Source organism: Arthrobacter sp. NPDC058288 (assembly GCF_042880995.1).
Taxonomy (GTDB): domain Bacteria; phylum Actinomycetota; class Actinomycetes; order Actinomycetales; family Micrococcaceae; genus Arthrobacter.
Genome location: NZ_JBHVYH010000003.1, coordinates 227,456 through 246,531, shown reverse-complemented (window position 1 = coordinate 246,531; position 19,076 = coordinate 227,456). Strand labels below are relative to the sequence as shown.

The 19,076-nt window shown below is 65.4% G+C and carries 18 protein-coding genes; 14 read left to right on the top strand and 4 right to left on the bottom strand.

Annotation, left to right across the window (positions count from 1 at the left end):
* Positions 1-82 precede the first annotated feature (82 nt).
* From dnaK to ACFVWT_RS12085, 5 genes are all read left to right on the top strand, one after another.
* Positions 83-1,951, top strand: coding sequence for a molecular chaperone DnaK (gene dnaK, locus ACFVWT_RS12105; RefSeq protein WP_390248054.1), 1,869 nt, complete (start codon positions 83-85; stop codon positions 1,949-1,951).
* Between the two features lie 2 nt (positions 1,952-1,953).
* Positions 1,954-2,646 carry a nucleotide exchange factor GrpE gene (locus ACFVWT_RS12100; protein ID WP_390248053.1) on the top strand — a complete coding sequence of 231 codons (693 nt, stop codon included), beginning with the start codon at positions 1,954-1,956 and terminating at the stop codon, positions 2,644-2,646.
* A 199-nt stretch (positions 2,647-2,845) separates the two neighbouring features.
* Entirely contained in the window at positions 2,846-3,832 is a 987-nt protein-coding gene (locus tag ACFVWT_RS12095; RefSeq protein WP_209742112.1) for a DnaJ C-terminal domain-containing protein, read from the top strand.
* 43 nt (positions 3,833-3,875) lie between these two features.
* On the top strand, positions 3,876-4,298 hold the full coding sequence (locus tag ACFVWT_RS12090; protein WP_209742113.1) for a heat shock protein transcriptional repressor HspR: 423 nt from the start codon (positions 3,876-3,878) through the stop codon (positions 4,296-4,298).
* A 110-nt stretch (positions 4,299-4,408) separates the two neighbouring features.
* Entirely contained in the window at positions 4,409-5,242 is an 834-nt protein-coding gene (locus ACFVWT_RS12085) for an alpha/beta fold hydrolase (protein ID WP_390248052.1), read from the top strand.
* Between the two features lie 17 nt (positions 5,243-5,259).
* Here the strand turns inward: ACFVWT_RS12085 and ACFVWT_RS12080 are convergent, their stop codons facing one another.
* Positions 5,260-6,195 (bottom strand): ketopantoate reductase family protein, encoded by a 936-nt coding sequence (locus ACFVWT_RS12080; RefSeq protein ID WP_390248051.1) that lies wholly within the window; start codon positions 6,193-6,195, stop codon positions 5,260-5,262.
* A 279-nt stretch (positions 6,196-6,474) separates the two neighbouring features.
* Here ACFVWT_RS12080 and urtA point away from each other — a divergent pair, with 279 nt between their 5' ends.
* Genes urtA through urtE form a run of 5 tightly spaced genes read left to right on the top strand, consistent with a single transcriptional unit; the run spans position 6,475 to position 11,301 of the window.
* Entirely contained in the window at positions 6,475-7,740 is a 1,266-nt protein-coding gene (urtA, locus tag ACFVWT_RS12075; RefSeq protein WP_390248050.1) for an urea ABC transporter substrate-binding protein, read from the top strand.
* A 45-nt stretch (positions 7,741-7,785) separates the two neighbouring features.
* Positions 7,786-8,670, top strand: coding sequence for an urea ABC transporter permease subunit UrtB (gene urtB / locus ACFVWT_RS12070; RefSeq protein ID WP_390248049.1), 885 nt, complete (start codon positions 7,786-7,788; stop codon positions 8,668-8,670).
* Positions 8,667-9,809 (top strand): urea ABC transporter permease subunit UrtC, encoded by a 1,143-nt coding sequence (gene urtC / locus ACFVWT_RS12065; RefSeq protein ID WP_390248048.1) that lies wholly within the window; start codon positions 8,667-8,669, stop codon positions 9,807-9,809. Before urtB ends, urtC begins: the two co-directional genes overlap by 4 nt.
* Complete coding sequence (gene urtD, locus ACFVWT_RS12060) at positions 9,806-10,609, top strand: urea ABC transporter ATP-binding protein UrtD (protein WP_390248047.1); 804 nt, start codon at positions 9,806-9,808, stop codon at positions 10,607-10,609. Before urtC ends, urtD begins: the two co-directional genes overlap by 4 nt.
* Positions 10,609-11,301, top strand: a complete 693-nt coding sequence (gene urtE / locus ACFVWT_RS12055) for an urea ABC transporter ATP-binding subunit UrtE (protein ID WP_390248046.1) — start codon at positions 10,609-10,611, stop codon at positions 11,299-11,301. Before urtD ends, urtE begins: the two co-directional genes overlap by 1 nt.
* A gap of 62 nt (positions 11,302-11,363) precedes the next feature.
* On the opposite strand, the gene ACFVWT_RS12050 is transcribed toward urtE, so the two are convergent.
* Both ACFVWT_RS12050 and ACFVWT_RS12045 read right to left on the bottom strand, forming a co-directional pair.
* A complete protein-coding gene (locus ACFVWT_RS12050; RefSeq protein ID WP_390248045.1) occupies positions 11,364-11,612 on the bottom strand; it encodes a hypothetical protein in 249 nt (82 codons plus the stop codon).
* On the bottom strand, positions 11,609-11,914 hold the full coding sequence (locus tag ACFVWT_RS12045) for a hypothetical protein (protein ID WP_390248044.1): 306 nt from the start codon (positions 11,912-11,914) through the stop codon (positions 11,609-11,611). The genes ACFVWT_RS12050 and ACFVWT_RS12045 overlap by 4 nt, the downstream gene beginning before the upstream one ends.
* 383 nt (positions 11,915-12,297) lie before the next feature.
* Here ACFVWT_RS12045 and ACFVWT_RS12040 point away from each other — a divergent pair, with 383 nt between their 5' ends.
* The 3 genes from ACFVWT_RS12040 to ACFVWT_RS12030 all read left to right on the top strand — a co-directional run bounded on the left by ACFVWT_RS12040 (position 12,298) and on the right by ACFVWT_RS12030 (position 14,379).
* A complete protein-coding gene (locus tag ACFVWT_RS12040) occupies positions 12,298-12,978 on the top strand; it encodes a GAF and ANTAR domain-containing protein (RefSeq protein ID WP_390248043.1) in 681 nt (226 codons plus the stop codon).
* A gap of 33 nt (positions 12,979-13,011) precedes the next feature.
* A complete protein-coding gene (locus tag ACFVWT_RS12035) occupies positions 13,012-13,725 on the top strand; it encodes a GAF domain-containing protein (RefSeq protein WP_390248042.1) in 714 nt (237 codons plus the stop codon).
* A gap of 267 nt (positions 13,726-13,992) precedes the next feature.
* Positions 13,993-14,379, top strand: coding sequence for a hypothetical protein (locus tag ACFVWT_RS12030; RefSeq protein WP_390248200.1), 387 nt, complete (start codon positions 13,993-13,995; stop codon positions 14,377-14,379).
* A gap of 62 nt (positions 14,380-14,441) precedes the next feature.
* On the opposite strand, the gene ACFVWT_RS12025 is transcribed toward ACFVWT_RS12030, so the two are convergent.
* Positions 14,442-17,918: an SNF2-related protein gene (locus tag ACFVWT_RS12025; protein WP_390248041.1), complete on the bottom strand. Its 3,477-nt coding sequence runs from the start codon at positions 17,916-17,918 to the stop codon at positions 14,442-14,444.
* Positions 17,919-18,095: 177 nt separating this feature from the next.
* Here ACFVWT_RS12025 and ACFVWT_RS12020 point away from each other — a divergent pair, with 177 nt between their 5' ends.
* Positions 18,096-18,968, top strand: a complete 873-nt coding sequence (locus ACFVWT_RS12020) for a hypothetical protein (RefSeq protein WP_390248040.1) — start codon at positions 18,096-18,098, stop codon at positions 18,966-18,968.
* Positions 18,969-19,076 lie beyond the last annotated feature (108 nt).

Genomic DNA, 19,076 nt, shown 5'->3' with positions numbered 1-19,076 from the left:
AGTAGAGTTGAGTGTAGATCGCTCAATCAGTGGGCGTGCCTGAATCTCGACCAGCGTTTCCAAGGAAAGAAGGAAGCAACACATGTCACGTGCAGTAGGTATCGACCTCGGAACCACCAACTCCGTCGTCTCCGTTCTCGAAGGTGGCGAGCCCACCGTTATTGCCAACGCCGAGGGCGGCCGCACCACGCCGTCCGTCGTTGCGTTCTCCAAGTCCGGCGAAGTCCTGGTCGGCGAGATCGCCAAGCGCCAGGCCGTCAACAACATCGATCGCACCATCGCCTCCGTCAAGCGCCACATGGGTACTGACTGGAACGTCGCCATCGATGACAAGAAGTACACCGCGCAGGAAATCTCCGCGCGCATCCTGATGAAGCTGAAGAACGACGCCGAGTCCTACCTTGGCGAAAAGGTCACCGACGCCGTGGTCACCGTTCCCGCGTACTTCAACGACGCCCAGCGCCAGGCCACCAAGGAAGCCGGCGAAATCGCAGGCCTCAACGTCCTCCGCATTGTCAACGAGCCCACCGCTGCGGCCCTGGCTTACGGCCTGGACAAGGGCAAGGAAGATGAACTCATCCTCGTCTTCGACCTCGGTGGCGGAACGTTCGACGTCTCCCTGCTCGAAGTGGGCAAGGACGAAGACAACTTCTCCACCATCCAGGTCCGCGCCACCGCCGGTGACAACCACCTCGGCGGCGACGACTGGGACCAGCGCGTGGTCAACTACCTGCTGAACCAGCTCAAGGTCAAGGGCATCGATCTCTCCAAGGACAAGATCGCCCTGCAGCGCCTCCGTGAAGCTGCCGAGCAGGCCAAGAAGGAGCTGTCCTCCTCCACCAGCACCAACGTCTCCCTCCAGTACCTCTCCGTCACCCCCGACGGCCCGGTCCACCTGGACGAGCAGCTGACCCGTGCCAAGTTCCAGGACCTCACCAAGGACCTCCTGGACCGCACCAAGAAGCCGTTCCAGGACGTCATCAAGGAAGCCGGCATCAAGCTCTCCGAGATCGACCACATCGTGCTCGTGGGCGGTTCCACCCGCATGCCCGCCGTGTACGAGCTCGTCAAGGAACTCGCCGGCGGCAAGGAGCCCAACAAGGGCGTCAACCCGGATGAGGTCGTCGCCGTCGGCGCCGCGCTGCAGGCCGGTGTCCTGAAGGGCGAGCGCAAGGACGTGCTGCTGATCGACGTCACCCCGCTGTCCCTCGGCATCGAAACCAAGGGCGGTGTCATGACGCACCTGATCGAGCGCAACACGGCCATCCCCACCAAGCGGTCCGAGACCTTCACCACGGCTGACGACAACCAGCCGTCCGTGGCTATCCAGGTCTTCCAGGGCGAGCGCGAGTTCACCCGCGACAACAAGCCGCTGGGCACTTTCGAGCTGACCGGCATCGCTCCGGCTCCGCGCGGCGTCCCGCAGGTCGAGGTCACCTTCGACATCGACGCCAACGGCATCGTCCACGTCTCGGCGAAGGACAAGGGCACCGGCAAGGAACAGTCCATGACCATCACCGGTGGCACCGCGCTCTCCAAGGAAGACATTGACCGCATGGTCAGGGACGCCGAGGAGCACGCAGCCGAGGACAAGGCCCGTCGCGAGGCAACCGACACCCGCAACACCGCCGAGCAGCTCGCCTACTCCGTGGACAAGCTGATCGCGGACAACGCCGACAAGCTGCCTGAAGAGGTCAAGACCGAGGTCAAGGCCGACGTCGACGCCCTCAAGAAGGCCCTCGAAGGCACCGATGACGCCGCCGTGAAGACCGCGTTTGAGAAGCTGCAGGCTTCCCAGAGCAAGCTCGGCGAGGCCATCTACGCACAGGCCGGTTCGCCGGACGGTGCCACGGGTGCCGCAGGCGCAGAAGGTGCCGCGGGCTCCGAGGGCGCCAAGGCTGATGAAGACATCGTCGACGCCGAGATCGTTGACGAAGACGAGAAGAAGTAGTCATGCCGCATCACGGTAACGAGGAAGAGCACAGCTCTTCCGCAGGCCAGCAGCACGCGCGCGACAACCGGGAGAACGAGCGCCAGGAGAACGAGCCGCAGAAGCCGGTCATCCACGACAACCGCAAGGTTGATCCGAAGACCGGCCAGGCCCGCCACCCTGACCAGGAACACGCACCCGCGGGGAGCACCGGTTCCGGGGATGCGCTGTCCCAGGCCGAGGACATCCTCAACAGTGTTGATGTTCCGGCCGAGGAATCGGTGGCCCAGGGCGTAGGCGCCGAGGAGGCGGAGGAACTCAGGAACGATCTCCGCCGCCTGCAGGCCGAATACGTCAACTACCGCAAGCGCGTGGAACGCGACCGTGCCGTGGCGGGGGAGATGGCCGTCATCGGCGTCCTGAACTCGCTGCTTCCGGTGCTGGACGACGTCGACGCCGCCCGCCAGCACGGCGACCTGGCCGACGGCCCGTTCGCCGCGATCGCCGCCAAGCTGGAGAGCGCGCTGAAGACCTATGGCCTGGTGCGCATCGATGAGACCGGGGTGGAGTTCGATCCCACGATCCACGAGGCCCTCATCCAGCAACCCGGCCAGGACGTCGAAATCGACACAGTCAGCCAGGTCCTGCGCTCCGGCTACAAATCCGGCGAGCGGGTCCTCCGGGCAGCACAGGTTATCGTCGCAGTTCCGGCCTAACTCAACCGGCGCCACCGGCGGCTAATGTCGCCTAAGGTGGGTTGATTACAGGCTCGGAGCGATACAGGGGCCCAGGGAGTGGCATCGGGCCTGCCGGAGCGTGGTGGCTTGGTCCGCAAGGACCACGCCACCACGCGAAGGGGCGGGGGCCCCTGTATCGCTCGGAGCCCGCCACAGTAGAACTTGAAAGGAAACGCCATTGGCTAGCCAGGACTGGGTCGACAAGGACTTCTACAAGATCCTTGGAGTCGCCAAGGACGCTTCCGACGCCGATATCAAGAAGGCCTACCGGAAGCTTGCTCGGCAGCATCACCCGGACACCAACGCGGGGAACGTCGCCTCGGAGAAGAAGTTCAAGGACATCTCCGAGGCCTACTCCGTGCTCTCGGATCCGGATGAGCGCCAGCAGTATGACGCCATCCGTGCCATGGGTGGCGGCGCCCGTTTTGCTCCCGGCGGCGGGGGCGGCGCGGCCGGCGGTGCGGGCTTCGAGGACCTCTTCGGCGGCCTCTTCACCGGTGGCGGCGGCCGTCACTCTGGTGGCTACAGCACTTCGGGCGGCATTCCGCCGGAGTTCGCCGACCTCTTCGGCGGACAGTTCGGCGGACCCGGTTCCGGAGCCGGATTCCAGCGCGCCCCGCAGAAGGGCGCCGACCGTACTGCCACCACCACCATCTCCTTCGCCGGTTCCATCCGCGGCACCACCATCGGCCTGCGCGAGCCGGACGGCGACGTGATCGACGTCCGTGTTCCGGCCGGGATCAAGGACGGACAGAAAGTCCGCGTCCGCGGCAAGGGACAGTATGGCCCGGCTGGCAACGGCGACCTGATGGTCACCGTCAACGTCAAGGGCCATGACTTCTACACGCGCGACGGCGACAATCTCCGCATCCATGTTCCGGTCACCTTCCCGGAAGCCGCCCTGGGCGCTGACATCGAGGTGCCCACGATCGACGGCGAGAAGGTCAAAGTCCGTGTCCCGGCAGGGACGCCGTCCGGCCGGACGCTGCGCGTCAAGGGCCGCGGGGTCAAGCACGCGAAGGCCACCGGCGACCTTCTGGTGACTATCGACGTCGTGGTTCCGCAGAAGCTGACCAAGGAGGCCGAGGAGGCGGTGAAGGCGTTCGCCGCGGCCACCGACGGCCAGGACGTGCGGGCCGGCCTGGCAGCCAAGGCACGCCTCTAGGAAACGCACGTGCACGGACTGGGACTAGCGGGAGGGGCCGGCCATGGACATTGATTTCGATCAGCCGATCTTCGTGATCTCGGTGGCGGCTGAGCTTGCGGATATGCACCCGCAGACGTTGCGGCAGTATGACCGCCTGGGCATCGTCTCGCCCAGCCGCGCACCCGGCAAATCCCGGCGGTACTCGCAGCGGGACGTCAACGTGCTCCGCGAGGTGCAGAGGCTCTCCCACGAAGGGGTGTCGCTGGAGGGCATCAAACGGATCCTCCAGCTGGAAAACCAGGTGGCTGCGCTGCAGCGCCGGGTGACTGAACTAACCGAGGAACTGGGACGCCGCCGGAGCCCGCTGGATTCGCGCATTTTCGCGGCCGGAGCAGCCGGCGACGTCGTGAGCCTGGCCCGCGGCCAGCGACCCCGCGCCCGCTCCCAGGCTGTGGTGGTGTGGCGCCCCCGGCCGACGGAGTGAACTGACCTGCGCTGGTGCGCTGTTGTTCTTGACAGCTCATGGATGCCGGAACAGAGTGGATGGTTACGCCTGTTCACTGCCAGTCTTCACTGTCCCGGAAGGAACGCCTCATGGCTTTTGTCCCTGTTGGAAAAGAAAACAGCTCCACCGTAGAGCTCTACTACGAGGACCACGGGCAGGGACAGCCCGTGGTCCTCATCCACGGTTACCCCCTGGACGGCGCATCGTGGGAACGGCAGACCAGCGCGCTGCTGGAGGCGGGCTACCGGGTCATCACCTATGACCGCCGCGGCTTCGGCAAGTCCAGCCAGCCCACCGAGGGCTACGACTATGACACGTTTGCTGCCGACCTCAACACCCTGCTCACCGAACTCGACCTCGCCGATGCCGTGCTGGTGGGTTTCTCGATGGGCACGGGTGAAGTGGCCCGCTACCTCAGCACCTACGGCTCGGAGCGGGTTTCCAAGGCTGTGTTCCTCGGCTCCCTCGAACCGTTCCTGCTGAAGACGGAAGACAACCCCGACGGCGTCCCCCAGGACGTGTTCGACGGCCTGCTTCGCGCGGTGAAAGAAGACCGCTACGCGTTCTTCACGGAGTTCTTCAAGAACTTCTTCAACACTGACGACACCCTGGGCAGCCGCCTCAGCGAAGAAGCGCTCCGGGCCAACTGGGCCACAGCCAGTAAATCCTCCGCGCACGCCTCCGTGGCTGCTCAGCCCACCTGGCTGACGGACTTCCGCGCCGATATCCCGAAGATCGATGTCCCTTCCCTCATCGTCCACGGAACCGCGGACAACATCCTGCCCATTGATGTCGCCGGCCGCCGGTTCAAGGAAGCACTGCCCAACGCAGACTATGTGGAGATCGAGGGGGCGCCGCACGGGATGTGCTGGACCCATGCGAAGGAAATCAACGAAGCACTCCTGGCCTTCCTTAAGAAGTAGGCAGGGAAGAAGCAGCGCTAGCTGGTTTCGGCCTGGACCCTGAGCTGCATCAGGGCCAGGTCGATCAGCGGGGTGTCCGCTCCGAGGACGCGTGCACGCCGGGTGAAATCTCCCAACAAGTGTTCCGCCTCGCCGGGAAGGCCGGCCACGACGTCGCGGTACAACGACGACGTGAAGGTTGACCCGGGCTGCGTCAGCATGTCCACGGACAGCTGTTTTTCGCGGTCCGGCACCGGATAGCCGGCCGCGGCCGAGACGGCGCCGGCTTCCGCCAGCACCGAGTGCACGAAGTCCGTGCCGCCGGGCACCGCCACGATGGCGCCCACCGGTCCCCGCATCAGGCAGGTCACGGCGCCCGCCGCGACGATGAAGACCCATTTGTGCCACATCGATGCCAGCGCATCTGCCGTGGCCGAAGCCTTGAACCCGGGCACGGTAAAGGTGTCCACGGCCCGCAAAACACGGTCGCTTGGCGGCCCGGACAGTTCTCCGACGGTGAGGGTGGCCAGCGGATTCATCTGCAGGATGTCGCCGTCGTCCGTGACGGTGGTGACCACCTTGACGATCCCGCCAAGAACCCGGCCGGCGCCGAAAGCAGCCACCAGCGAGTCCAGGTGGGCCATGCCGTTCAGGAATGGCACGATGACGGTTTCCGGCCCCACTGCCGGCGCCATGTCCGCCAGTGCCTGGGGGAGGGCTGAGGCCTTCACTGTCACCAGCACCAGGTCGTACGGGGCGTCGAGGCCCGCCGCGGTGACCAGCCTGGGTTCAAGGACGTCTTCCCGGCCGAGGCCCGTGATGCGGAGGCCGCGCCGGCGCAGGGTGGCTGCCCGGCCTTCCCGGACGAGGAACGTCACGTCCCGGCCCGCCTGCGCCAGGCGCGCACCAAAATATCCGCCGGTGGCACCGGCACCGACAACCAGGATCCTTTGTGCGTTCTGCTCGCTGGCCATGCTGCTCCTCAGGGCTATGTGTCGCCGCTAAGTCCAAGATGACGGCGGGAAAGTTTCCTTAAGGTTAACTTTGCCGCGGGGGTTTTCCGCCATTTTGTCAGCGAACTTACCGTCTCCGTGCGCTATACCGGCGGGCTGGTCCCGGCCTGAAATAGTGCGGAAACGAACCGACATGCCTGGCGAAACAATTCGCTCCTAGATTGAGCCCCACGGGTCACCCTGAAGGCCCTGGAGACCAGCCGCTGCCGCGAGGCAGCGCGGAGCGAGAAGCAGGTAATCATGAGGGTTTCAGTAACTAAGCGCGCTTTGATCCCCCTGGCCGCGGCGGCCATGGTGACCGCCCTGGCCGGCTGTGGCAGCCAGATTTCGGACCCGGCGTCCGCCAATTCCACCGCCAGCGGCGCCAGTTCCTGCGTTGACACGTCCGGCAGCAGCGTCAAGGTGGGATTCATCAACTCGCTCTCCGGCACCATGGCCATCAGTGAAAAGACCGTCTTCGATTCCCTCAGCCTGGCGGCCGAGGAAATCAACGCCGCCGGCGGCGTCATGGGCAAACAGCTGCAGGTGGTCAGCGAGGACGGTGCCAGCGAACCAACAAAATTCGCCGAACGCGCCGGAAAGCTGATCCAGCAGGACTGCACCGCTGCGGTCTTCGGCGGCTGGACCTCCTCCAGCCGCAAGGCCATGCTCCCCGTCTTCGAAGCCAACGACGCCCTGCTGTTCTATCCCGTGCAGTACGAAGGCCTGGAAGCCTCCAAGAATATCTTCTACACCGGGGCCACCACCAACCAGCAGATCATCCCCGCCCTCGACTACCTCGCTGAGCAGGGCACCAAATCCATCTACCTCGTGGGCAGTGACTACGTCTTCCCCCGCACGGCCAACAAAATCATCCAGGCCTACGCGGCAGCACACGGGATGAAGGTCCTCGGCGAGGACTACGCCCCGCTGGGGTCCACGGAGTTCTCCACCATCGTGAACAAAGTCCGCGACTCCAAAGCCGACGCGGTCTTCAACACCCTCAACGGCGACAGCAACGTGGCCTTCTTCCGGCAGTACAAGAGCGTTGGCCTGTCGGCCGAATCCATGCCCGTGGTCTCGGTGTCCATCGCCGAAGAGGAAGTCCCCGGCGTCGGACTGGACAACGTCAAGGGCCAGCTCACGGCCTGGGACTATTACCAGACCCTTGATACCCCTGCCAACAAGAAGTTCGTCGCAGCGTTCAAAGCGAAGTTCGGCGCCGACCGCGTGACCAGCGACCCCATGGAGGCGGCGTACACCTCGCTGTACCTGTGGAAGGCCATGGTGGAAAAGGCCGGATCCTTTGAGGTGGACAAGGTCCAGGCGGCGGCAGGCGGCGTGACGTTCGAGGCACCCGAAGGAACAGTCACCGTGGACGGCGAGAACAACCACATCACCAAGACCCCCCGGATCGGAAAGATCAACTCCGAGGGCCTGATCGACACCGTCTGGTCTTCACCCAAGGCGGTGGAACCCGACCCGTTCCTGGCCAGCTACGACTGGGCCAAGGACCTGGCCAAGTAGCAGATTCCACCACCCTGAAGTAACCCGAAGGAAAGGCCCGCTGGAATGGAACTGCTGATTGGACAGATGTTTGCCGGACTCAGTCTCGGCTCGGTGCTGCTGCTGGCCGCGCTGGGGCTGTCGCTGACCTTCGGCCAGATGGGGGTCATCAACATGGCCCACGGCGAGTTCATGATGGCCGGTGCGTACACGGCCTTCGTGGTGCAGCGGAGTTTCTCCGATGCCGGCATCTCACTGCTGGTTTCCATTCCGGTGGGCTTCCTCGTGGGGGGCCTGATGGGGCTGGTGCTCGAGGCTGTACTGCTGCGCCGGATGTACCACCGGCCGCTCGATACCCTGCTGGTCACGTTCGGGGTGGCCCTCATCCTGCAGCAGGCCGCCCGGGACATCTTCGGTGCGCCCAGCGTGGACGTCCGGGCACCGGGCTGGCTGCAGGGAAACATCGAACTGCTGGGAGCGCCCATCCCGCTCACCCGGCTCTTCATCCTGCTGCTGTCACTGGTCTGCCTGGCCGGACTGGCCCTCATCCTGAAGGCGACGCCGCTCGGGCGCCGCATCAGGGCGGTGGTCCTCAACCGGGACCTGGCCGAAACCAGCGGCATCTCCACCCGGCGCACGGACCAGCTGACGTTCTTTGTCGGATCGGGCCTCGCCGGAGTGGCGGGCGTAGCCGTCACGCTGATCGGCTCCACCAGCCCATACCTCGGCACCAACTACATCGTGGACGCCTTCCTGGTGGTGGTGGCCGGCGGAGTCGGCCAGATCAAGGGCGCCGTCATCGCCGCCTTCGCGCTGGGCGTGCTGCAGTCCGTCTTTGAGTTTTCGACGACGGCCAGCATCGGCAAGGTCCTGATCCTGGTGCTGATTGTCGTCTTCCTGCAGCTGCGCCCGCAGGGCATCTTCAGCCTCAAGACAAGGAGCCTGGCATGAGCACCTTCCTGCAATCCCGGTGGGGGGTGCTGGCCGGCTTCGCGCTCGGCGCGGTGCTGTTGCTCGTGGTTGCTCCGGCCGCGCTTTCGGTCTTCAACCTCGCCCTGTTGGGAAAGTTCATCTGCTTCGCGATCGTTGCCGTGGGGATCGGACTGGCGTGGGGGCGCGGCGGCATGCTCACGCTCGGGCAAGGCGTGTTTTTCGGGCTCGGCGCCTACATCATGGCCATGCACCTCAAGCTTGCGGACGCTTCCCTCTTCGGCGGGTCCGGCGTTCCGGACTTCATGTCGCTGTACGGCAGCGGCGAGGTCCCCGGGTGGTGGGAGCCGTTCCGGAGCCCGGCGGTAACCCTCATCGCCGTCGTCCTTGTTCCGGGGCTTGTAGCGCTCGTCCTGGGACTGGCCGTGTTCAAACGGCGCGTCAAGGGTGCCTACTTTGCGATTCTCAGCCAGGCCCTGGCGGCCGCTTTCGCAGTGTTCCTGATTGGCCAGCAGGCCACCACCGGAGGCTCCAACGGACTCAGCGGCTTTCGATCGTTCTTCGGGTTCGACCTAAAGGACCCCGCGAACAAGCTGATGCTGTATTCGATCGCTGCCGTGGTGCTGCTGCTGGCCCTAGCGGCGGCCCGGCGGCTCATGCGCAGCCGCTTCGGCGAGCTGCTCGTCGCAGTCCGGGACCAGGAGGAACGGGTCCGGTTCCTGGGCTATGACCCGGCCACCATCAAAACGGTGACCTACGTGATCGCAGCTGTCATGGCAGGGATCGCCGGCGCCTTGTTCGTACCCATCGTGGGGATCATCTCGCCAGCCGACGTCGGCGTCATTCCATCCATCGCCTTCCTCATCGGTGTGGCCATCGGAGGCAGGGCAACGCTGCTGGGCCCCGTCCTCGGAGCCCTCAGCGTGGCCATCGCCCAGACCAGCCTGGCCTCCACCTTCCCGTCGTTCTGGGTCTATTTCCAAGGCTTGCTCTTCGTCCTGGTCATCGGCTTCATGCCGGGCGGCCTCGCGTCGCTGCCGCGGCTCATCTCGCAGCTGAAACAGCGCCGGACAGGCCAGCGCAGCACGGCGCCTGCCCCCGCGGCAACCCCGGACTCCGCAACAGCACCAGCCACTATCCCGGAAAGGGCAAGCCGATGACAACACCCACGCTGCTGCCCGACGGCGAGCCTCAGGCCGGCGGCCTCCGCCACGGACGGCCCAAGTACCTCGAGGTCCGCGACCTTACCGTGGCCTTCGACGGATTCGTCGCCGTGGATAAAGTCAACCTCGATGTCATCCAGGGCGACCTGCGGTTCCTGATCGGACCTAACGGGGCAGGCAAGACCACCATCATCGACGCGATCACCGGGCTGGTCCGTGCCACGGGGTCCGTGAATCACACCGGCACCGAAATCCTGGGCAGGAAGGTCCACAAGATTGCTCGGCTGGGCGTGGGACGGACGTTCCAGACCGCAAGCGTCTTCGAGAATCTTTCGGTCCTGCAGAACCTGGACATCGCCGCCGGCCCCGGCAGGAAGGCCCGCGAGCTGCTAAGGAGGCGAAAGGGCGTGGACCCTGCCGTGCAGGAAGCCCTTGAGATCATCGGGCTGGCCAAGGCTGCGGATCAGCAGGCAGGAACCCTGGCCCACGGGCAGAAGCAATGGCTGGAGATCGGCATGCTGCTGGTCCAGGACTCGGATGTCTTGCTCCTGGACGAACCCATCGCCGGAATGAGCCAGGACGAGCGCGACGAAACCGGGCAGCTGCTCCGCCGGATCGCGGCGAGCCGCATCACGCTGGTGATCGAACATGACATGGACTTCGTCCGGGAGTTCGCCACCTCGGTAACCGTCCTCGCGGCGGGCAAGGTCCTGAGCGAAGGCAGCGTGGCGCAGGTGCAGGCCGATCGAAAAGTGCAGGAAGTCTACCTCGGCACTGCCGGAATGGAAGGGCACTGATGCTGGAAATCACGGACCTGCAGACCGGTTACGGACGCACCCAGGTCATTTCCGGAGTGGATATCACCGTCCCTGACGGGTCAGTGGTTTCCATCCTGGGCCACAACGGTGCCGGGAAGACCACGCTGCTGCGTGCCGTCGTCGGGCTTCTCAAGCCCACCCGCGGAACAATCACCCTGGACGGGGAGGACATCTCCGCCCTCCGGCCGCACCAGCGGGTGGCGCGCGGCATGGCTTACGTCCCGCAGGGCCAGCAGTCGTTCGGGCAGCTGACCGCACTGGAGAATCTTCAGCTCGTCGCTGACGGACGCAGGAACGCCAAGGAACGCGTGGCCGAAGCGCTGGACATGTTTCCCGCGCTCAACCCGCTGCTGGCTCGCCGGGCCGGCCTCCTGTCCGGCGGGCAGCGGCAACAGCTGGCAATCGCCCGGGCGCTGATCACCGAACCCACGCTGCTCATCCTCGACGAGCCCACCGAAGGGATCCAGCCCAATGTCGTGGCCGAAATCCAGGAAACCATCATCAAGCTGTCCCAGCGGAGCGGGATGCGGGTCCTGCTGGTGGAACAGCACATCGGCTTTGCGCTGAACGCCGCGGACAGCTATTACGTGCTGGCCGCCGGCCGCGTGAGCTCCCGGGGCAGCGGCGGAGCGGAATCGGCCGGGCAGGTGCGTGAAGCGATGCTGATCTGACAGAAACAGGCAGGGGACGAGCTAGCTTGAACTGACGGCGACGCCCCGGGCGCTGCTCGCGCTCACGGACGGGCGCTGCTCGCGCTCACGGACGGGCCCTGGCGCTCGTGCGTCTGGCCGAAGGGAACGTCCGCGCTGACCGCTACCGTGAACGTGGTGTGGCCCAGCCGTGTCACCAGGATGCCGGATGTGCCCTCTTCCATGGCGTGCTGCCGTGCCTGCTCCACCGCCGCGTTCAACTCCTCATCAATGAGGCGGGGGTCAGCGGCTTCGACAAGTAAGGTCCGGCCGACCTCGATAGCGCTGATCATCCTGCAGTTCCTGTCTTTGGTTCCTGGTTGGCTTGGATGGTGGCGTCCCGGTCAACGTCGGAGATCGCGCGAAATATCCGCTCCTGCGTCGCCAGTTCGATGCCGAGCGCCGTCGCAGCGATATCCTCGAGGGCCTCGTGCATCCAGTCCGTGGCAGCCCGGTTGTCCGGATGCAACGGGTTCTGGAGGGACGGGTCGGAACGCAGGAGCGAGTAGCGCGCCACTTTGGCCTTCAGCTGCCCCACGAGGTCCTCGATCTCCGTCAATAGCTCGTCACGCCAGCGTTCGGAATCGTACGGCATCGTGGTTTGCCTTGCCTCGGAGGAACTTCGGTTCAGGCTCAAATCGGGCCGGCGCCAGTGGCTGGCCGACATGGCGGCCCTCAACAACTCCCCATGGTCCGGGGATGCCGTATTAGTGAGCGATGCTTCTAGGAATTGGCGGCCGCGCATTGAATGGACTCCTCCTGGGTAGCTCGCCGACAATGGGCGCTACCGGGGTCCGGGGCAACACTTAACTATATCCGGCCTGGCAAGGGGTGAACAGGACCTGGGCCAGCGGATTGACCAGTGAACAGGCATAAACTGTAAGAACAGCAGCCGTTGATGCATGGAAGGTGCCTTTCCTATGGTTCAAGCGACGTCCTTCCGCGGCCCGGATGCGGTTGGCACGGTGTGGTCCAGCCATGGTTGACCGCTCCTGCTCGGTGACCGAAGGGCTGGACGGGAGCCTCTGCAACGGGTTCCTGGAATCGCTGCCCGTCACCGGAGCATCGATTTCCGTCTTTTCCGGTCTGGCTCCGGAAACGATGGTTTGTGCCAGTAACACGGTGTCGGCGAGGATTGACGAGCTGCAGTTCGACCTGGGCGAGGGCCCGCGCTGGGAGGCGCTGGGAACCCGGAGGCCGGTCCTCCTTCCCTACGTGTGCTCGGGTTCCCACCCGGACTGGCCCGTCTTCGCCGAAGCCCTGCGGGACCTTGATGTTTCGGCGCTCTTCGTGTTCCCACTGGTGCTTGGTGCCATAGACATCGGCGTGGTGGAACTGTACAGCTCCGATGCCGGCCCGCTGAGTCCGGCAGACCACTCGACTGCATTGCAGCTGGCCGATGCCGCGACGTGGCAGCTGCTCCGTCAGCTCCTCACCCTGGCCCCGGGAGGCGGGACAGACGCGCCGCCTGACGGATCGCCGCTTTCCCGGCGCGAAGTGCACCAGGCCACGGGAATGGTCCTTGCCCAGACCGGGGCCTCCGCCACAGACGCGCTGGTGATGCTGCGGGCGCACGCGTTCGCGCAGGGCCGCACGGTCCGCGACGTGGCCCGTGACGTCGTCGCCAAAACCCTTGACTTCACCCCGAATTACGGGTGAACGGAGAACCTTGACGTGCAGTAGAATCCCTTCATGGCGATGATGAGCCGCGCGGGGCGCGTGAGTGCCGCGTTCGTCAAAATAGCGGATACCCTGGTGGCGGATTACGACGTTTTCGACCTCCTGCACACCTTGGTGGAGGAATCCGTGGCAATACTCGACGCCGCCGCTGCCGGGCTGGTGCTGGTGGATCCGGCCGGAGATCTCCAGGTGATGGCTTCCACGAGCGAGGAGAGCCAGCTGGTGGAGGTGCTTCAGCTGGAGGCCGGCGCGGGTCCGTGCGTGGACTGCTACCGCACCGGCGCTGTTGTGGCCGTTGACGACATTGCGGCGGACGGTTCCCGCTGGCCGCTGTTCCAGGCGTCCGCCCTGGCCCAGGGCTTCCGGTCCCTGCACGCCGTCCCGATGCGCCTGCGCAGCCGGACCATCGGTGCCATGAACCTCTTCGGCCGTGAGACCGGCCCCCTCAGCGCGGAAGACGCAGCCATTGCGCAGGCGTTTGCCGACGTCGCCACCATCACCCTCCTGCAGGAACGCGCCGCGAGGGAAAGCGCCATCATCAATGAACAGCTGCAGCGCGCGCTGAACACCCGCATCCAGATTGAACAGGCGAAGGGCGTCATCTCGCACACCGCAAACGTGGACATGAACCGGGCTTTTTCGATGCTGCGCGACTATGCCCGTGCCCACAACCAGACCATTTACGATACGGCCGAAAAAGTCATCAGCCGCAAGATCACGCTCTGACGAGGATCACCCCGGCAAACGGCAAACGGCGAGCCGGAGTGAGTACTCAGATGTGCGGTACTTGGGAGACGTGCGGCGCCACCCGCCGGCAGAATAGAGTACACACTACTCGTGACGGACCGCCGCGGCAGCGGCTTGAATGGACCACAGCTTGGTCTCACAGCTTGGTCTCTGGTCTCTGGGGGTTTTTCTCATGTGTGTTTTGTGCATTCCCAAGGTGTTTTGTCCGCGCACTGCCCGGCAGGGCGGCATCCGGTGAGCGCGGGGATGGAATCCGTTGCCCTGTTCGCCGGATCGATGGCCGGTTTGGCCATCCTGTCCCTGGGGCAGGCAATGGTGGTGGCTTGCCTTTGTTTTGACATGGTCCGAGCGTTGTCGGTGCCCCGGTCACATCGGCGCTATGTGGCCAGCACCGTTTTCCGGACACTGGCAGTCCCGTCTGTCCTCGTCATGGGCATCAGCGTCCTGGTTGACGCCGTGTTCTGGTCGTGGATGGACGTAGCCATGGGCGTCTTCGTGATGGTGATGATTATTTTCCGCCTGCACCACGACAAGGATGAGGACAACTGGTGGAAGGGCAAGGGCAAGAAACTCGCCCGCTGGGCCCGGAGGCAGCTGTCCGGGGGAAGGTCCCTGGCCCCGGCCATGGGCTGAGGCACCCGTAGCGGAGGGCCGGCCCCCAACATCAGTTTCCCAAACGCGGAGCCGGTCAGCCGTCAGTCGTTGAACAGGCCTGCCAGGTCTTCGGCCGTCAAGGAACCACCGGAGAGCGCATCGCCTTCCATGACGTCCGCGAACAGCTGCGACTTCTTTGCCTTCAGCGCCATGACCTTTTCCTCGATGGTGTCCTTGGCCACCAGCCGGTAGACCATCACGTTGCGGGCCTGGCCGATCCGGTGCGTACGGTCCACCGCCTGTGCCTCGGACGCCGGGTTCCACCAGGGGTCCAGTAGGAACACGTAGTCCGCCTCGGTCAGGTTCAGGCCGAAGCCGCCGGCCTTCAGGCTGATCAGGAACACGGGGGCGGAGCCGTTCTTGAACTCGTTCACCACGTCGGAGCGGTTCCGGGTCCCGCCGTCGAGGTAGCAGAACTCGATCTTCTCCTCGACGAGCCGTTCCCGGACCTTGCCCAGGAAGCCGGTGAACTGGCTGAAGATCAGTGCACGGTGCCCTTCGGCCACCAGGTCCTCGAGCTGCTCGAATAGCACGTCCAGTTTGCTGGACCGTACCCCGGACAGGGACGGGTCCACCAGCGATGCGTCCAGGCTGAGCTGTCGGAGCAGGGTGAGGGACTGGAAAATGGTGAAGCGGTTCTTGTTGACGTCCTCAATAAGGCCAAGGATCTTCTGGCGCTCGCGCTGCAGGTGGGTCTGGTATACCTTCTGGTGCCGCGGGTTCAGCACCACCTCCAGGATCTGCTCCTGCTTGGGCGGCAGGTCGTGGATGACCTGTTCCTTGGTCCGCCGCATCATGAGCGGACGGACACGACGGCGGAGCTTGTCCAGCTGCCCCTTGTCGCCGTTCTTTTCCACCGGCTTCTGGTAGTACTCGGCGAACCGTTTGGGGCTGGCGAACAGGCCTGGCGCCACGATCGACGTGAGCGCCCAGAATTCCATCAGGTTGTTTTCCAGCGGGGTGCCGGTGATGGCCAGCTTGAACCCTGCCGGCAGCTTGCGCGCGCACTGGTAGGCCTTGGACTGGTGGTTCTTGACGAACTGCGCCTCGTCCAGCACCAGGGCGGCCCACTCCCGCGACGCATACGCTTCGTAGTCGATCCGGAAAAGGGCGTAGGACGTAATTACGATGTCCGCTCCGGCCATGGCCTCGGCCGGGTCCACGCCGTTCTTAGCGAACGTTTCGCCGATGGCGCGGACGGTCAGTCCGGGGGCGAACCGCGCGGTTTCGGCCTCCCAGTTGCCCACGACGCTGGTGGGGGCCACCACGAGAAAAGGTGCGGCGCCGTCGGCCGCTTTCCCCTCAGACGCTGTCCCCTCAGGCGCGGCGGCTTCCTTTGCCGCGCAGACCAGCGCTAGGGCCTGGACGGTCTTGCCCAGGCCCATGTCGTCAGCCAGTACCCCGCCCAGTCCGTGCTTGTAGAGGAAGCTGAGCCAGTTGAAGCCTTCCAGCTGGTACGGGCGAAGCTCGGCGTTCAGGGCCCCCGGCAGGGGCAGCCCCTTGATGCCGCCTTCCAGCAGTCCGCCCACGGCCTCACGCCAGGCGGCGGCCTGCTCGTCCACAACGCCAAGGTGCGCCAGTTCGTCCCAGAGCCCGGCCTGGAACCGGCTGATCTGCAGCGGCGCGTCCTTGTTGTCCTGAAGGGATCGGGCCTCCTCGATCAGGGCCCGCAGCTGGTGGAGTTCCGGAAGGTCCAGCGAGAAGTAGGCGCCGCTGGGCAGGAGCATCTTCGTCTGGCCGGCGGCGAGGGCGGAGAACACTGCTGCGAAGGAAACGGGCTGGCCTTCGAGGGAGATCTGGATGCCGAGATCGAACCAGTCGCGCTGGTCCGTGGCCTTGGTGGAGATGGCCACCACGGGGGCTTCTTCGGCTTCCCGGTAGTCGGCGATCTCACCTGAGGTGTCCACCACCACGTCCGGGGTGTTGCGGAGCCGGGGAAGCACCTCCTCGGTAAAGGCAAGGGTGTCCAGGCCGCTCAGCTCGGCCGAGGCGGCCAGCCGCGGAGTGCCCCAGCCGCCGGTGGCGGATTCACCCAGCTTGGGAACAACCTCCCAGGGCTGGCCCACCGCCTCGAGGATGCGGGCCTCCGTGGGATCGTCACGGTAGCCGTGGTCGCCCGGATGCCGCCATAGGGGCTGCGCTGTGACGAGGTTCCCCGACGTGTAGTGCCATTCCCAGTGCAGCCGGACTTTGTGGTCGGCGCCGTAGTTGGCCAGGAGCGACAAGGTGGGCACGGCCAGCGTGGGCAGTTCCACGGACTCATCCGACGCGGTGACGCGGGCGGCCTGTTTGAGCTTGGGGTAGAAGCCGGTGAGGAAGCGGGTCTCGTCCCGCGCCGGGATGTGCAGCGTGCTGCCGGCCGTGACGAACGTCAGGAGTTCTTCGCTCAGCCCGCTTTCCAGCGGAGCCAGGGTAATGATCGATCCGGTGCCCGTGCCGGGAAGGGCGTCCGCTCCGGATGTCAGGAAGATCCCGTGGGCCGGCCGGCCGATCGTCCCCACGGACGCCGGATCAACCACTTCTCCCTCAACGGTGATGGTGGGCGCCAGTGTCAACCCGCCGTCGTCGGACGTTTTGCTATTTTCGCCGGCGGTACCGGCGGCGGACGGCTCGACGGCGGCACCGCTGCCCGTTTCCCCGGCGGACGTGCCGAAGCGGGTCAGGTTAAGCCCCACCGCGGCCGGCTCATCCACAAACCGGACGGGCTCCTGGCTGCCGGCGTGGACCAGCGCGACGCCGATCTTGCGGGCCTGGGCGAGGAGGCTCCACAGGTTCTTCCCGGCGTAGGTGTTCAGCCCCAGCCAGGGCGCGGTGGAGTTGTGCTGCCGGTTGGCGAGGGCGGTGTGGGAGGCAAGGAATTCCTGCATCCACTCCACGTGGGCCTCGTTGCATTCACGCCGGTAGTTGAGGTAGCTCAGGGTGTTCCAGGAGACGTCGCCGCGGATCCACTTGCCCTTGGCGCCCATGATCACCGGGCGCGCCTTCAGCTGGCGCACGCTGCGGAGCGGATCACGGCGGCCGGTGTAGGAAAAATGCGGGGCCGGCTCTTCAATGTCGAACTGCAGGGCCAGCGGGATGCCGTTGGTGGACGGGGTGATTCCCGGCCGGGCAATCAGCGGGCCCAGTGCCTGCTCCCAGTCCGGCATGTCCTGCACGAGGGGCTCGCGGGACAGCCGGGTGGATTCAGCCGGGGCCAGGAGCTGGACGCGGGTGGCCGGGTTGTCCTCGGCCGCGAACAGCAGCGCGGCCACATGCTTGCAGTCCTTCCGCACCGGGCAGCTGCACACTCCCACCGTGCAGCTCCAGCCGCCCGCCTTGCGGACCAGCTTCGCGGTGGTTGAATACGGCGCGTCCGACCCGCCGCGGACCTTGCCGAGCATCAGGCCGGTGGCGGCATCAAAGGAGATCCCCGACACCCGGCTGCCCATGGCGTAGGCGAGTCCGGCCGCGAGGGAGCGGTCGTTGATCGCGGGGGTCTGTATTGCCAGTGCCGCACTCTCGTCCGGTTGGGATGGCATGGTGCGCGCTACTTTCAGCAGGTCAAAAATCTGCAGGTTATCTGATCCATCTTACCGAGCCGGAAGGGGCCCTGAAACTTCGCCCAACGTTCAGCTCTTCCTCAACCTGCGGACCGGTGCGCCCCCTAGCGTGAAAGGGTCCTGAGCACCACCCGCTTTCAGCAGTGAGGATTTTCCATGAGCACCGGTCAGCCCGCCAGCAAGCACCCCGTCGTCCTGGCACCCGAAAGCGCCGAGGCGGCCAACGAAGACGTTGTGGACTCCAACGTGACCGTGGTCAACGCCATGTATGCGGAGCTCCTCGACGCTCCGGAAATCGCGCCGAACGCGCTCCGCAGCTACTACGTCGACTTCTACCTCACCCAGGCGCTGGCCGGCGGCTTTGCCCAGTACGTCTTCACGGTGCCGGAGCGCGACGAGATCGACGCCTACGTCCGCGAAGGACTGGAAGGTATGGGCGCCACCGCCCACCTGGCCCTGTTCAACCGCACCGCCGCGGCCTTCGACGCGCTCTCCGAGGACGACGCTGACGCGTACTTGGATGGGGACACGGAAGCCTTCAGCAGCGCCGATGACGACGGCGGGACCGCCGCCGCGGAGGCGGTCCGGGAACTCGAAGAGCTCGATGACGAATTCGAGTCGCTGCTGGAGACCGAGGACATCCTCGCGCTCAACGCCGCCTGGCTCCGCGGACAGGAAGGCCTGCTGCTGCTTGACGGGGAGCAGCTGGAACTGCACATCGCCGAACGCGTGGCCCGGATCCCCAACCTTGCGGAACGCCAGGCAGAAGCGGCGGAAGAAGCCTTGGAGAACGCCCCGGAGTTCGAGTTGATCATCCGCGAACTGTGCGACGTCGCCGGTCAGGAACTGCAGAAGATCACCATGGGCGATCCCAATTACGAGCACAACGGCGAGACCGTCCTCGCCTGGCACTTCACCACTGACCAGGGTGATTTCATCATGGTGGAAGAGGACGACGAGGCCTACATGATCAGCCCCGCCACCAAGGAGATAGTTGCCGCTGTGGAGTTCGAAGAGGCCGACGCCTAGGGTCCCCGCGCCGCCCTGCCGGGGGCGCCCGGCGGGAAGGCGGCGGGACCGCGGCGGTAACGCGGAAGCGCGGCCCCTGTAAAATTGAGCGAAATCAGACCAACATGC

Bases quoted from the DNA above. Each gene is read 5' to 3' on its own strand.
- dnaK (WP_390248054.1), top strand. From the start codon at position 83: ATGTCACGTGCAGTAGGTATCGACCTCGGAACCACCAACTCCGTCGTC.
- ACFVWT_RS12100 (WP_390248053.1), top strand. From the start codon at position 1,954: ATGCCGCATCACGGTAACGAGGAAGAGCACAGCTCTTCCGCAGGCCAG.
- ACFVWT_RS12090 (WP_209742113.1), top strand. From the start codon at position 3,876: ATGGACATTGATTTCGATCAGCCGATCTTCGTGATCTCGGTGGCGGCT.
- ACFVWT_RS12085 (WP_390248052.1), top strand. From the start codon at position 4,409: ATGGCTTTTGTCCCTGTTGGAAAAGAAAACAGCTCCACCGTAGAGCTC.
- ACFVWT_RS12080 (WP_390248051.1), bottom strand. From the start codon at position 6,195: ATGGCCAGCGAGCAGAACGCACAAAGGATCCTGGTTGTCGGTGCCGGT.
- urtA (WP_390248050.1), top strand. From the start codon at position 6,475: ATGAGGGTTTCAGTAACTAAGCGCGCTTTGATCCCCCTGGCCGCGGCG.
- urtB (WP_390248049.1), top strand. From the start codon at position 7,786: ATGGAACTGCTGATTGGACAGATGTTTGCCGGACTCAGTCTCGGCTCG.
- urtC (WP_390248048.1), top strand. From the start codon at position 8,667: ATGAGCACCTTCCTGCAATCCCGGTGGGGGGTGCTGGCCGGCTTCGCG.
- urtD (WP_390248047.1), top strand. From the start codon at position 9,806: ATGACAACACCCACGCTGCTGCCCGACGGCGAGCCTCAGGCCGGCGGC.
- urtE (WP_390248046.1), top strand. From the start codon at position 10,609: ATGCTGGAAATCACGGACCTGCAGACCGGTTACGGACGCACCCAGGTC.
- ACFVWT_RS12050 (WP_390248045.1), bottom strand. From the start codon at position 11,612: ATGATCAGCGCTATCGAGGTCGGCCGGACCTTACTTGTCGAAGCCGCT.
- ACFVWT_RS12045 (WP_390248044.1), bottom strand. From the start codon at position 11,914: ATGCCGTACGATTCCGAACGCTGGCGTGACGAGCTATTGACGGAGATC.
- ACFVWT_RS12040 (WP_390248043.1), top strand. From the start codon at position 12,298: ATGGTTGACCGCTCCTGCTCGGTGACCGAAGGGCTGGACGGGAGCCTC.
- ACFVWT_RS12035 (WP_390248042.1), top strand. From the start codon at position 13,012: ATGGCGATGATGAGCCGCGCGGGGCGCGTGAGTGCCGCGTTCGTCAAA.
- ACFVWT_RS12030 (WP_390248200.1), top strand. From the start codon at position 13,993: ATGGAATCCGTTGCCCTGTTCGCCGGATCGATGGCCGGTTTGGCCATC.
- ACFVWT_RS12025 (WP_390248041.1), bottom strand. From the start codon at position 17,918: ATGCCATCCCAACCGGACGAGAGTGCGGCACTGGCAATACAGACCCCC.
- ACFVWT_RS12020 (WP_390248040.1), top strand. From the start codon at position 18,096: ATGAGCACCGGTCAGCCCGCCAGCAAGCACCCCGTCGTCCTGGCACCC.